This is a genomic window from Alkalihalobacterium alkalinitrilicum, assembly GCF_002019605.1.
Classification (GTDB): Bacteria; Bacillota; Bacilli; order Bacillales; family Bacillaceae_F; genus Alkalihalobacterium; species Alkalihalobacterium alkalinitrilicum.
On the sequence record NZ_KV917368.1, the window covers coordinates 1,489,493 to 1,503,555 of the forward strand.

At 37.2% G+C, this 14,063-nt stretch carries 10 protein-coding genes and 2 pseudogenes; all 12 read right to left on the reverse strand.

Annotated elements, in window-relative coordinates:
• Positions 1–7: 7 nt before the first annotated feature.
• The gene (locus BK574_RS07030) at positions 8–1,156 is read right to left on the reverse strand and encodes a thiolase family protein (RefSeq protein ID WP_078428088.1); all 1,149 of its coding nucleotides are present in this window, start codon (positions 1,154–1,156) and stop codon (positions 8–10) included.
• Between the two features lie 324 nt (positions 1,157–1,480).
• Entirely contained in the window at positions 1,481–3,565 is a 2,085-nt protein-coding gene (locus BK574_RS07035; RefSeq protein WP_142247913.1) for a sigma 54-interacting transcriptional regulator, read from the reverse strand.
• A gap of 210 nt (positions 3,566–3,775) precedes the next feature.
• Entirely contained in the window at positions 3,776–4,237 is a 462-nt protein-coding gene (locus BK574_RS07040) for a hypothetical protein (protein ID WP_078428089.1), read from the reverse strand.
• Positions 4,238–4,252: 15 nt separating this feature from the next.
• Complete coding sequence (locus BK574_RS07045; protein ID WP_218970554.1) at positions 4,253–5,287, reverse strand: phosphotransferase family protein; 1,035 nt, start codon at positions 5,285–5,287, stop codon at positions 4,253–4,255.
• A gap of 105 nt (positions 5,288–5,392) precedes the next feature.
• Positions 5,393–6,412 (reverse strand): MBL fold metallo-hydrolase, encoded by a 1,020-nt coding sequence (locus BK574_RS07050; protein WP_078428091.1) that lies wholly within the window; start codon positions 6,410–6,412, stop codon positions 5,393–5,395.
• A gap of 75 nt (positions 6,413–6,487) precedes the next feature.
• On the reverse strand, positions 6,488–7,279 hold the full coding sequence (locus tag BK574_RS07055; RefSeq protein ID WP_078428092.1) for an enoyl-CoA hydratase: 792 nt from the start codon (positions 7,277–7,279) through the stop codon (positions 6,488–6,490).
• 529 nt (positions 7,280–7,808) lie between these two features.
• Entirely contained in the window at positions 7,809–8,399 is a 591-nt protein-coding gene (locus BK574_RS07060) for a group II intron maturase-specific domain-containing protein (protein WP_078428093.1), read from the reverse strand.
• A gap of 69 nt (positions 8,400–8,468) precedes the next feature.
• The gene (locus BK574_RS29195; RefSeq protein WP_420796990.1) at positions 8,469–8,774 is read right to left on the reverse strand and encodes a group II intron maturase-specific domain-containing protein; all 306 of its coding nucleotides are present in this window, start codon (positions 8,772–8,774) and stop codon (positions 8,469–8,471) included.
• Positions 8,775–8,927: 153 nt separating this feature from the next.
• Positions 8,928–9,730: pseudogene (ltrA, locus tag BK574_RS28345) on the reverse strand (group II intron reverse transcriptase/maturase); the annotation flags it as partial.
• Between the two features lie 546 nt (positions 9,731–10,276).
• Positions 10,277–10,948: pseudogene (gene ltrA / locus BK574_RS07070) on the reverse strand (group II intron reverse transcriptase/maturase); the annotation flags it as partial.
• Between the two features lie 543 nt (positions 10,949–11,491).
• Positions 11,492–12,280, reverse strand: coding sequence for a crotonase/enoyl-CoA hydratase family protein (locus tag BK574_RS07075; protein ID WP_075387689.1), 789 nt, complete (start codon positions 12,278–12,280; stop codon positions 11,492–11,494).
• A gap of 36 nt (positions 12,281–12,316) precedes the next feature.
• Positions 12,317–13,888: an acyl-CoA synthetase gene (locus BK574_RS07080; RefSeq protein WP_078428094.1), complete on the reverse strand. Its 1,572-nt coding sequence runs from the start codon at positions 13,886–13,888 to the stop codon at positions 12,317–12,319.
• Positions 13,889–14,063 lie beyond the last annotated feature (175 nt).

Genomic DNA, 14,063 nt, shown 5'->3' on the forward strand with positions numbered 1-14,063 from the left:
GTTTTTATTAAATTCTTTCAATGATTGTTGCGTTGGCCATGCCGCCACCTTCACAAATCGCTTGAAGGCCAAAACGTCCACCTGTTCTTTCTAACTCATGCATTAAAGTAATCATGACACGAGCTCCACTAGCACCTAATGGATGACCTAAAGCAATTGCTCCACCGTTTGAATTTAATTTTGCTGGGTCTGCTTTAATCTCATCTAACCAGCACATCGGAACAGGTGCAAATGCTTCATTTACCTCATATAAGTCGATATCTTCTATTGTAAGGCCAGCTTTATTAAGTACTTGTTTCGTTGCTTCAATAGGTCCTGTTAACATTAATGTCGGATCTGAACCGACCACTTGACGAGCAACAACACGGAACCTTGGCTTAAGCCCTAATTCAAGTGCTTTATCTTTTGACATTAGTAAAATGGCCGCAGAACCATCGCTCATTTGACTAGCATTCCCAGCATGAATAACGCCATCTTCAGTAAATGCAGGTTTTAATGAGCCTAACTTTTCAAGAGATGTACCTTTACGAGGACCTTCATCTTGTGTCACAACCGTTTTTGTCCCATCTTCAAGAGTTACTTCTAACGGCATGATTTCACGATCAAAGCGTCCTTCTTCTTGCGCTTGAATGGCACGACGATGACTTTCAAGTGAAAACTCATCTAATTGTGTACGGCTATAACCCCATTTCTCACTAATCCGCTCAGCTGATAATCCTTGGTGAATCATTTCGTATCGAGAAGTTACTTCTTCACTCCAATCGGAATTTTTACGAGTTGCTCCCATTGGTATACGAGACATGCTTTCAACACCACCAGCTATGACGATTTCCATATCTCCACTAGCAATCGCTTGTGTAGCAAAGTGAACAGCTTGTTGTCCAGATCCACATTGGCGATCTATTGTAGTACCTGGAACACTAATCGGAAAGTCAGCCTGTAAGACGGCAGTACGAGCAATATTTAATCCTTGTTCCTCAACTTGAGAAACACACCCCATAATAACATCTTCAACTGATGCAGGGTCAATTCCAGCACGATTAACTAACTCTTTTAATACTTTCGCTGCCATATCATCAGGGCGAACCGTACTCAATACCCCTTTTCTTTTTCCTACAGGTGTTCGAACTGCCTCTACAATTACTACTTCACGCATATCCATTCCCCCAATAATTGATTTTTTATTAGTTTTAATAAGGTTCACATCTTCTTTAATGCAATAACTGTGCCATAATTACCTAACAGATTTATGCCTATTTTCTGTGTTTTTTTTAAAATTGTGTTTGGAAAATAGACATAGTTGTACTTAAAGGTGTCTTAATAGCACTCACTTGTTTTTTGATGTCAGCACAGCATAATTAATAATTAATTAATATAGAAAATATCTCCCTTCCCTTTTATGTAATAAAAATACGAAGTAAAAAAGAGATATGATTTTATACCCTGAAAGGACAATTCATCATATCTCTATAAATTAACTTTAATTGGTTGCTTTTTGTTCATATTTTTTTAATTTGTCATACAACACAGATCGGCTAATACCTAATATCTTACACGCTTTACTCTTGTTCCCATTCGATTTTAATAATGCTTTTTGTATTGCGATTTGTTCTGCTTTTTCCAATAAAGATTGGTTTTCTGCGACAGTTTCTTCTTCATCTACTAATAGGTCATAACCCACTTTTTTCAATAAATAATCTGGCAAGTCTACAAGTTGAACATTACCATTTTCAGCGAATATCATTGCTCTTTCCCACACATTTCGTAATTCGCGTATATTCCCGGGCCAGTCATAATCCATCATCGCTTGTTGAACAACTGGGTCCCACCCAATAATACTTGTTCCATTTTCTTTATTTAATTCTTCGATAAATGACTCGCTTAATAATAATATATCTCCCTTCCTTTTTCGAAGAGGCGGGATCTCAAACGAGATAACATTTAATCGATAAAACAAATCTTCTCTAAACTCTCCAGATTCAACCATCTCTTCTAGTGGTCGATTCGTTGCTGCAATAATACGAACATTAACGTCGATGCGTTCTGTCCCACCAACTCTATAAAACTCTTTTTCTTGTAAAACACGAAGTAATTTTGCTTGAAGTTGAAGTGACATATCACCAACTTCATCAAGAAATAAAGTACCACCATTCGCTAAATCAAACTTACCCATCTTTCCTTTTTGTTTTGCACCTGTAAATGCACCTTCTTCATACCCGAAAAATTCAGACTCTAGTAAATGTTCTGGTATCGCTGCACAATTTACCGTTATAAAAGGGCCTTGCCCACATGAGCTTGAACTATGAATGGCGTGGGCAAACAATTCTTTCCCTGTCCCACTTTCACCACGAATTAAAATAGTCGTTCGACCTTTTGCCGCTTTAATACCACTTCTCATTAACTTTTCCATTTGTGCATCTTGAGAAAGAATTTCTTTAAACGTAAATCTAGATGTTTCTTTTTTTCTTGTGGAAACATGTAGGTTTTTTTCTATATCTTCATATCTCCTAAATCGTTCGCGAACTTCATGTAACTGTCGATAGACTATCTTCCCGATAACCCCAATGAGTTGCTCATCCTGATAAACAGGAATACGATGGACGATATAATTGATCCCCTTCACTTCCATGAAATCACTAATATCGGCGACACCTGTCTTTAAAGCTGATTCTAATTCAAGGTGTGGAAGAAACTTATCAATTGGCGAATTCTCAATGGTCGCTCCATGGAGTTCAAAAAGTTCGACGAGTGACGGACTTATAAAAATAACTTCGCTACTTTCATTTATCATAACTAACCCATCGTAAGCGTTTTCAATAACAGTTTGTAAAATGCTTTTCCATTTCTTGACGGTTTGTAATTCTTGAGCCATATTTTCCAATTCAGATACATTTTGGAAAAGAGCAATATAACCTTGTGATCCTGTTGGTTTGTTATAATTGGATAACCGAACAACAAAATAATCAGAACCTATATTGATACGAATATGAACATCTTTTTCAAAACTATGGCTTTCCCAATTTGGAATAACTCGTTCTAATTGTTGAGATAATAAATCTTCTTTCGTTTGCTTAAGCATACTACTAAGTTTTTCGTTTACGAAAATAATCTTTCCTCGTTCATCAGTCATCAATGCTCCTAGGTTAGAAGTTTGCAAAATTGTTTCTAATTGTCCTTTTAGGAGACGGGTACTATGTAAAAAACTTAAAACAGCCGAGGAGGTTGTAATTAGGCCTATTGGTCTTCCATTATCATCAATAACAATTCCTGTTCCGACTTCGCTAGTCGCTATAAACTCTTCTAATTCTTCTGAAGTTGTCTCAAGAGTAACCGTTCCTACATCCTCTTTAATATAATTTCCAATCTTAGTAGAATGATCTACTTGTAATAACAACATTTGATAAAGAGCACTTCGAGTGAATACACCTATTAATTTACCTTCTAGGTTAGTAACAGGGACAGTATTCCATTTCGTTTTTTTCATAAACATAATTGCTTCAGTTAAGGTGTTATTAGGGAATAGACACTCATCAATGGGAGTCATGACTTTTTTTACAGAATTCAATTACATCTACTCCTTCACACTAGCTTGTTTGAACAAACATTCAATATTTTTTCTCTTCTTTAATATTAACATAAAATTTGTAAGAATAATCGAATAATTAACACAAAAAAAACTATTCATAAAGGTATGGTTCAACCTTCATGAACAGTTTCGGTAAATATATTATTGTTTTTATTGCAAACAATTGATAACGGTTGCAATAAAATCTTATTATCGAACTAAGTCCATTTCGATATTAAGTTGCTTTCTCAATTTTTTTCTTAACGGTAAAATATATAGTTGTTCAATGTTGTTATTAATTGCATTTTCTTTATATAGAAATCGAATGAGCTGACATTGAAGATCATTTAAACGGCTCCATTTTTCGGTGATATCTCCAATTTCAACAACTTCATTTAACTCTATTAATATTCGATTTACCCAATCAACACAAGTGTTAAAGTTACTACGGTCATTCTGAATTTTAATAATATATTCATTCAATGTTTGCTCCGTTAATACGGTTATTTGCTCTTGGGCACTGAAATTTTGTTCAGTTTGCATATCGACATTTTTTAAAACTGAGATTAATGCAATTGCCTGTTCTTTTGCCATACTATTATTTATATGTGGTATAATATTTTCCTTTAACACTTCGTTGATTGTACGAATAGTAAATGATTTATCTAACATACTATTACTCCCCTCTTAGTAATCTAATAATTCTGCAAGAATCCCTCGCATTAACGGCCAACGGTAACCTTGTCTAGCCATACGTAAGTCTTTTGTTTTTGACTTAGCAAAATCAGTACCAGCTGATTGGGAAATTAATACAAAGCGAACTTGATGAAAGACTTCGTAATAGTGAAGTACTTTTTCTTCAATCGTTAAACCTGTAAATTCACTATACGTTTCTAAAAACATTTCTTTGTCTAATAAATAATTTAATAATGGCGAGTCCATTCGATTAGATTTTGCACAAACATAGGCAACATCTGCCATTGGATCACCGATTTCCGTTGCTTCCCAATCCAATATTCCCGTAATCCGATTATTACTATATAATAGGTTTCCTGATCTATAATCACCATGAACAACTGATAGTCGTTGTGCTGCAGGTTTATATAGTTTCAACCATTCTAGTGCATCAACCATAATTGGATCTGGACTAATTAGATATTTATTATACATTTCTTCAAATTCTTCAATTTTACTATCAATGTATCCATAAGGTCCAAACGGTTCGACTAAATCTTCAGCTAGTCCTATTTCTTTAAAATCAATAAGGTGTAAATCCGCTAGATGTCGGACAAATTGTAATGGTATTTTCCCGTCTTTATGTGCTTGTTTGAAAAATAGTTGGCCTTCTTTCGACCATGGAACATAACTTTTTCCAGGCAACTTATCCATCACAAAAAACGTACCACCAAGTATATCTTCATCTGTTTCGTACCAATGAACACCAGGAATGGGTAAATTGCTATTTTTACTCAGTCGATCTAAAAGCTTAAAATGTCGATATGCATCTTGATATTCAGTCATTAACCCACCCTTATTTTGTTTGCGAATCGCATAACCTTTTTCAAGAGTTTTACCTTCCTGCTCCCAAACAACAGTAAACGTAAATGCTTCGTCTGACCAACCTGCCGATGGTTGATTGAAATCGGTAATACGAACATTTTTACCATCTACCAATTTATTATTAAAATAAGCTTCTATTGCTTGCATAGTAGTCTTCACCATAATTGTCCTACTCTCCCTTTTCGGTTGAACTTCTATATTAATCTCACACGTCATAAAATAGTAAACAATTTCATAATGAGTGAAAATTTTTTTCAATACTTGGTATTAATAATTTTTTATTGAGTAATAAGAGACCCCTTGATTCTCTTGAACTTCAACTTGATAAACTAGTTTTAATAAATCGAGGTGACCTAGCGTTTCTGATATGGTTAAATTTAATTCTCGCTCGAAAATATTTGGAAAAAGTAAACCCGTAATTTCAAAAACAGTTTTAGGACCCTCTTTCAGCAATTTACGAATTTTTTCAGTTCTTCGCCAATTGCTCTTTAACCTTTCATGAATCAGTTCTCTGTGATTTAAAACGGGTACACCATGACCCGAAAAAACGATTTGAATTTCTTCATCCGCACACATTTCTAAAGCGGTTCGATATTGAACTAACGTCATCGGCCGTTCGTTTGCCTTGTTAGCAGGGTCTATAGGAGGTTCAATCAATGCATTTGATGAAATGTGTTCAATAATATGATCACCACCAAGGAACACACCATCGCGTTTCCGAAAGATTGATAAATGATCTTGTGAATGTCCAGGAGTATATAGGACTTCCCATTCCTTTAACCCTGGTACTTGCTGTCTATGTCCTAACTTTATATCTACTTGACTAGGTTCAACTAGAGTTTGGATAAGCTCCTGTTCTTCAGCATAATGGTTATGATACTCTTTTGGAACTCCACATTCTGTATATAAATTGGCAAAAAATCGATTTCGGTATTCTAGGAATTTGTTATCGAATTGAAGATGCGGAACAAGTAAGGGGTGCCCAAGTGTTTGGGCACCAGAAATTTTTCTAATCCGCTCAAGTAATCCACTGTGATCCACATGGTGGTGAGTAATGAGAATTTGTTGGATATCTTTTAATTGATAACCCGTTTCCTCTATACCCTTTATAAGTATCTCCCACGCTTCATCCGTTTTAGGGCCAGTATCTACTAAAGTTAAAAGGTCTCCTTCTATTAAATATACATTCACTGGTCCTACTGGAAATGAGGTAGGTAGGACGATTTGGTAGATATCTTCTTTAACTTTAGTTGAATATTTTTGTCGCTTCAATGATTTGTTGTTCATAATAGTTGGTCCTCCATCTAGTAGAATTTGTACCCAATCAAAACGGTCTTATAAAAATGAAACGTTTACATAATATTAGCGATGTTTAAAGTTAGGAGAACGCTTTTCGATAAAAGCTTGTACACCTTCTTTTACGTCTTCCGTTTGGAAAACTCCTGCGAAATAACTAGCTTCAAGCTCAATCGCTTTGTTAAATTCAAGTTCCATACCTTCATTTACTGTCTTTTTAATTCGAGTCAACGCTTGCAAAGAATAACTCGCCATTTTTTGAGCCATTTTTTGAGCAGCAGCCATTCCTTCTCCTTTAGCAAGTACTTGATTGACTAAGCCAATTTCCTTAGCTTCTTGTGCAGTAAGAGGGTCTCCTAAGAACATTAATTCTTTTGCTTTAGCTTCCCCGACTAATCTTGGTAAACGTTGTGTTCCGCCTCCACCAGGAAACAAACCTAATTTCACTTCAGGTAAACCAATTTGAGCATGATCTTCGGCAATACGAATATCGCATGTTAGTGCAAGTTCACAACCTCCACCAAATGTAATCCCATTTAACATAGCAATTGTTGGCTTTGCCATTTCATCTATTTGGTTTAATACTCTATGAGACTCAAGGTTCATAGCTTTTAACTCATCTTCATTCATATGCAACCATTGCGGGAATTCTTTAATGTCAGCCCCTGCCATAAATGCACGTTCACCTGCACCAGTTAAAATGACAACAATAACTTCAGGATCTTCTGATAAAGCTGAAAACACTTCTCCTAATTCTCTAGTTACCTGTCCACTTAAAACGTTCATTGGTGGATTATCTATTGTTACCGTTGCAACTCCTTCTGCTTTTTCATAACGAACTAATTTTTCCATAACCATTTCCTCCTCAATTATCTGTTATATTTTATAGTACACTTTATTAATGCAATATTTATGCCAAGCATTATAAAGTGAAACCATCCAGCAGTGAAGGTTTTCCTCTTCCCAACTGATGGTTAGTTAACCAATCGGGCACTTACTGGCAGTTTATCCCCCACTTATCCTTCTTTGCTTCCTCGAAGTCTTGAAGTGGGGGTTTTATTGCCTGTTGATGCGGGATAAAATGGATAACTAAACCAACTTCTTAGTTTTTAAAATATTAGTTTACTAGTAATTTGCTTAGTAACGACATCTAGTGTTCTTACAATTAATGTATCCCATTTAGTAGATTTATCATTTTATAAATATGAAGATATTGAAAAGTGTTTGAAAAAAATACAATAAAGAAAGCGAAGTTGTTTATTTTTGATACGGATACACGATTATTCAGTTCTCACAAAAGATAAATCGAGTAGAGGAAAAATAAGTTAACTTATTTTCGCCCCTCTCACAGCACCGTACGTACGGGTCTCGTATACGGCGCTTCAATTTATATTACAGTGTGTACTTTTAGATAACGTTCTAGAGCAGAGGGTACGCCTCTCTGCTTTAGTCTTTTGTTTGAGATTGCTCTTTGAACTACTTTTGATAGACCGATATATCGGTAACCTTTTCGGCAAAAGGTTAATCCTTTTGCTTCTTCCTCGGGTATTCCTAGTTGAACGAGCGATTTAATTTGTTTTCTAGGCACCTTCCATTGTTTCCAAATGATTACCCTTATTCTAGAGCGTAACTTCTCATCTATTCGTTGCGTAACTTTCTTCATATTGCAAATCCTAAAGTAATTGACCCAGCCCAAGATAACTTGTTTGAGTTTCAATATACGATAGTCTAACGGAACGCTCCAGTTTCGCTTTGTTAGTTGTCGAAGCTTCCTTTGAAATTTCTGTACTGAAATTAGGTGAGGTTTCACTTGATATCGCTTATTACTAAAGTCATAATAGTACCCGAAACCTAAGAACTTTAAATCTTTCGGGTGTGAGATTTTACTTTTTTCAGCGTTGACTATTAATCCTAATTTCTCTTCTATAAATCTTACGATTGATTTCATCACTCTGTTCGCTGCTTTTTCGCTTTTCATAAAGATAAGCGAGTGAGTAGACCGAGGGAACCTCCCCCTCAGTCTCTCTCAGAACCGTACGTGAACCTCTCAGCTCATACGGCTCCCATTATTCATTGCCGGTAGTAATCCATATTTCCAATGCGCAAATAATTTGCGTTCTCGCCGAGCAATAGCTCCTAACCAATATTCTGCTCTTCTTCGATATTTTCGCTTCTTGTATTTTCGGCGAACCCATTTTACCAAGCAGCTATTGATGTAACGCAATACACTATACATTTCTGATTTATAGAAATGTCCATAATAATTACTCCATCCTTGGATTTTCTTATTAAACATGTTGGAAATATCCTGCAGAGTTTTATCTGCTTTGAGCTGTAATCGCCAACTTCTCACTTCTTTTCTGATTGCTTTCTTTGCCTTATCAGCAATAGCTGGTAAGAAGTTTGTGAAGAATTTTCCATATTTGTTCTTTGAGTGTCTTGGTCGAAATGTGTATCCGAGAAAATCAAAAGTAATAGTCGGATAGTTCCGTTGTCTATCATCATCTTTACAGTAGACAATTTTCGTTTTCTCCAAGTTCAACTCCAATCCACATAATTGAAATCTTTCTTCCAGTCTTCGTTGAAGATATTTTGCTTGTTTCAATGAAGTACAATGTGCTATTCCATCATCGGCGTATCTTGCCCAAGGAATACTTGGAAATTCCTTCGCCATAACATCATCAAATGTATAATGAAGAAATAGATTCGAAGAACTGGACTGATGCCTCCTCCTTGCGGAGTGCCAGAAGTTCGCTCTGCTAACGTCCCGTCCTCCATTTGAAAAGGGGTAGTTAGCCATCTTTGTATATATAAGATGACCCATTCTTGATTTGTATGTCGTTTTACCATTTCAATGAGGTAATCATGTCGGATATTATCAAACAGTCCCTTAATATCGAACTCTAGCACCCAGTCTTTTCGCCCACATCTTTTCCTTGTAGCCTCCATCGCTTGGATTGCCGATTTGTTTGGTCGGTATCCATGAGAATCTTCATAAAACAATTTTTCCACTGTTGGTTCAAAATATAGTTTCGCAACCATCTGTGCCACTCGATCTTCGACTGTAGGTATTCCAAGTGTTCTTGTTCCACCATGCTTTTTGGGAATAGATACTGCTTTTACTGGTTTTGGAAAATAGCTTCCTGAGGACATACGATTCCATAGGTTGTACAGATTATTCTTCAAGTCTAGTTCGAAACTTTCAATAGACTGTTCATCAGTCCCGTATGTCCCTTTATTGGCTTTTACTCGTTCAAATGCAGTCAGAACTACATTCTTTGAAATACTAAACGGTTTTGTTTCTCGCATAGGTTCCTCCTCCTTTCAAAGTTGACCTATCTTTGAAACTGAATAACTCGGGTTCTTTGCTCCGCTTCTATTACAGAAGTTTCATAACTACTACAACCCAATCTGCCCCTATGACTGCATCGGTACTCTTTTCTTGTGGGTCTTCCACTTGAAATACTCCCTTAACATCAGTCCGTAGGTTCCCACGTTCCGTACAAACGCCTGTGTTATGTTCATGCCACCTTTATGCCGCCCACCACTTAGACAGTAAACAGGTTTCCTCTAAGCTCATCCTAAGTTAACGACTACCCCCTCGTTTTGATGGAGTCTCTACGCTTTCGACATTTCCGTAAGTGGTTCACATGACCATTCATCTCCATAACACGCACTTGACAGTTATTGACTGCCTTTTCCTTAACGCTCAATACCATAGCTTTTGACTACAGCACCTTAAGGTAGTTTGAAATCTCCACCTGTATGGCGACTCCGACGGGCCCACCGTCATCATTTGTACAGCATAGTTGCTTTGAGTAGTCTCGCTACTCACGCACACTTTCGTGGCGCACCATCATCCGCGTATCTCACGAACCTTAATCCTCTATTCTCAAGTTCTTTATCGAGTTCGTTTAACATAATATTGCTCAGTAATGGACTGAGGTTTCCTCCTTGCGGAGTACCAACCTGCGTTTCTTCATAGTTCCCATTTACCATTACTCCACTAACCAAGTATTTCCTAATTAGTGAGATGACGTCTCCATCTTCTATTGTGTTGGCTATAATACGCATGAGTTTATCGTGATGAACTGTATCGAAAAATTTCTCCAGGTCAATGTCCACTATCCAGTCGTAACCATCATTCAGAATTTCCAAACTTTTAGTAATCGCCATTTCACAACTTCTTTTTGGTCTAAAGCCATAACTGAAGTCACTGAACTGTTTTTCAAATATCGGACTGAGCACTTGATGAATGGCTTGTTGAACTACCCTATCCACTACTGTCGGTATTCCCAGCTTGCGCATCTTTCCATTCTCTTTTGGGATCTCCACTCTTAAGGCAGGTTGTGGTTGGTATTTTCTTGTTCTTATGAGCTTTCTCAGTTCATCCTTGTTCTCTTTCAGATATTGTTTTAATTCGTCGACTGTTACTCCATCAATTCCACTTGCACCTTTGTTCTTATACACGCGCAAGTATGCTTCATTCATATTTTGGTTGTTTAAAACCTGTTCTAAAAGTGTCACACTCGTTTCCCCTTTTCCTCTCACGTAGTAAGTAATAGCTCCCTTTTGGTTATCCTTTGAGATACGCTCATATTTTCACCATTAACATATTCGGAGTTCGTCACTTACGCATTCGTGGCGTTGAAACACTATAAATTGTTCTGCCCTTCATGATTTCACTCATTACTATGGCTTCTGCTGACTTCTTGCGACTAACCTTTTTCGAATGTACATATGTACATTCGCAAGATCTCCCAGGGTAAGACAACTATCTTTCCTCTTTTACTCGCCTGATTTACTCTATAAAGTTACGCACATCTTTTGGACTTTGACTTGTCATGGAGCCTCATCCCTTTATAAAGCCTTGGTATCAGATTTCTGTTCGTCGAGCCAAGATTTTATTCCACGCTTCCTCTAGCCCTTACCTCACGATAAGTACCTTGCGCTTCCTTAGTGGTTGGTCGATGTGTACCCCCACAGTGGACTTTCACCACCTAGATAGTTGCCATGCCTGGCACACATGTAGAAAGGAGAGGGAATACGCCCCTCTCCTTCTTTTAGAAATTAACAACCTTTCCAAATGGGCTTTCTTTTCTCAGCAAATGCGCTAGAGCCTTCAATTACATCTTGAGAATTCATAATAACACTCGTATGTTCGTCGTTAATTTCCCAAGCTTCTGGAGGATGATCAAGAGGGCGATCAAGTCCACGGTATACAATTTCTTTACTCGCTTTTAATGATAATGGCGCATTTTCACTAATCTTTTCAGCTAGAGCCAAAGCGGTTGAAATGACGTCCTCATGTGGTACAACTTTATTAACTAACCCCCACTTTAATGCCTCTTCTGCCGATAATGGATCACCTGTTAGTACAGCCTCCATTGCTATTTTTAATGGGATTTGACGAGGTAAGCGAAGGAGACCACCAGCAGCTGCTATTAGGCCACGCTTAACTTCTGGTAAACCAAAGCTCGCTTTTTCTGAGGCGACAACTAAATCACAAGCTAATGCTATTTCAGTTCCTCCCCCTAAAGCAAATCCGTTGACTGCTGCGATAACTGGCTTCGGAACAAAATGATTTACGATCCCTCCAAAGCCCCATTTTTCACCACCAGGTGGTTGAATACTACGGCCAGCGGCAATTTCTTTTAGATCCGCACCCGCACAAAATGCTTTTTCACCAGCCCCAGTCAAAACAGCAACTTGAAGACTATCATCCTTTGAAAAGCTTTCTAATGCATGGCCAACATCATTCCATAATGTTGCATTTACTGCGTTCATGGCATTAGGGCGATTTAATGTGATTAATGCTACTGAGCCACGTCGCTCAAAGTGTATCGCTTCGTAATTCAATTGAGATAAACCCCTTTCATTAACAAAGCACTATCATTACTGTACCTTTTCATTGCTACTGCTATGTGTGCTTTTTAATACATATTTCAAAACTTTTCCTGATGCATTTCGAGGAAGTGCATCAATAAATTCAACATGTTTTGGTTTTTTATATGAAGCTAAACGATTTGCACAATAAGAGATAACCTCTTGCTCTGTTAAACTTTTATTTGGTTTGAGTACAACATATGCTTTTACATTCTCTCCCCATTGAGGGTCAGGAACTCCAACGATTGCCACTTCTAAAATATCATTGTGAGTATAAAGAACATCTTCAATTTCTGCTGGATAAATGTTTTCTCCCCCACTGATGATCATGTCTTTTTTGCGGTCCATTACATAGATAAACCCTTCATCATCTACTTGAACGAGGTCGCCACTATGAAACCAACCACCTTTAAATGCTTCTTCAGTTGCAGCTGGATTGTTATAATACTCTTTCATTAATGTTGGTCCACGATAAACGATTTCACCAACTTCTCCAATAGGAACATCATTCATTTCTTCATCGACAATTCTTACTTCTACATTAATAAAAGGACGTCCAACTGACCGCATTTTTCGTATCGAATCTTTCGGTTGCAATACAGTAGTAGCAGGACTCATTTCGGTTTGCCCAAAAACATCAAAAATGCCAGCATTCGTGAATAGCTTCATTACGTTTTCTTTCACTTCTAATGGGCACATTGCTCCACCCGTCATACAATTTTGCATGGAAGACACGTCATACTCTTTTACATTTGGAACTTGTAACAAGAAATTCCACATCGCAGGAACAAGAAATAGTGTATTAATCTTTTCCTCTTCAATCGTTTTCAAGACTTGAACAGGATCAAAATCCCGGTGTACAACTGTAATGCCTTTCACTAAACAAATGGTAACTAATGAATTCATTGCCGCAACATGGAATAATGGTGTGACGATCAACTGATTGCACTCAAATTGCAATCTAAACTCCCAGATACAATTCATACCATTTTGACATAAATTTTTATGTGTCAGTACTGCTCCTTTTGGTCGTCCAGTTGTACCTGAAGTATAAACAATCATACATCCGTCATCATCACAAAGTTGCTCAACAGGTGTATAATTCCACTGTTTCTCAAAAATAGAGTGATAGTTAATAAAGTCTTCATTTGAATGTTCAGTTCCGACGACAACAATTTGTTGAACTTTTGGAATTCGGTTACGAATTTCTTGGATGACTTCAACATAGTCACGGTCAATTATGAGGATTTTTGAGTCTGAATTATTAACAATATACTCAATTTCACCTGCAGCTAAACGGAAGTTGATCGGCACACCTACTCCGCCAGACAATGCTATTCCGTAAAATGCTTCAACGAAGGGTAAGCCATTCTTTAAAATAAACCCTACCTTTTCATCGTGCTCAATTCCTTGTGCTTGAAGCCAGCCCGCTAATTGACTAGCTCTTTCATCCATTTGTTGATACGTAACCCGTTTACCTTCATATACAAAAGCGTCTTTATGCGGCGATTGGTGAGCCGCTCTTTTCAATGTCTCGCCTACTAACTGTTGCCTTGATAACATTAAAGTAGAAGAACTCATTTATTCACTCCTCCATAATTTTAAGCTGTGTTAAGTAAACAAACTGTTGATTTTATTCCTGCTCACCTTATGAATTTTCAGTTTCATACGTCATAAAATAAACTGTAAAGTGGAATGAACGAAAAAGTAATACTTTCACTAGATTCATTCCACTTTTCAGTAATGAGGCAAAAAT

Coding starts and splice junctions, on each gene's coding strand:
- BK574_RS07030 (WP_078428088.1), bottom strand. CDS start 1,156: ATGCGTGAAGTAGTAATTGTAGAGGCAGTTCGAACACCTGTAGGAAAA.
- BK574_RS07040 (WP_078428089.1), bottom strand. CDS start 4,237: ATGTTAGATAAATCATTTACTATTCGTACAATCAACGAAGTGTTAAAG.
- BK574_RS07045 (WP_218970554.1), bottom strand. CDS start 5,287: ATGGTGAAGACTACTATGCAAGCAATAGAAGCTTATTTTAATAATAAA.
- BK574_RS07050 (WP_078428091.1), bottom strand. CDS start 6,412: ATGAACAACAAATCATTGAAGCGACAAAAATATTCAACTAAAGTTAAA.
- BK574_RS07055 (WP_078428092.1), bottom strand. CDS start 7,279: ATGGTTATGGAAAAATTAGTTCGTTATGAAAAAGCAGAAGGAGTTGCA.
- BK574_RS07060 (WP_078428093.1), bottom strand. CDS start 8,399: ATGAAAAGCGAAAAAGCAGCGAACAGAGTGATGAAATCAATCGTAAGA.
- BK574_RS07080 (WP_078428094.1), bottom strand. CDS start 13,888: ATGAGTTCTTCTACTTTAATGTTATCAAGGCAACAGTTAGTAGGCGAG.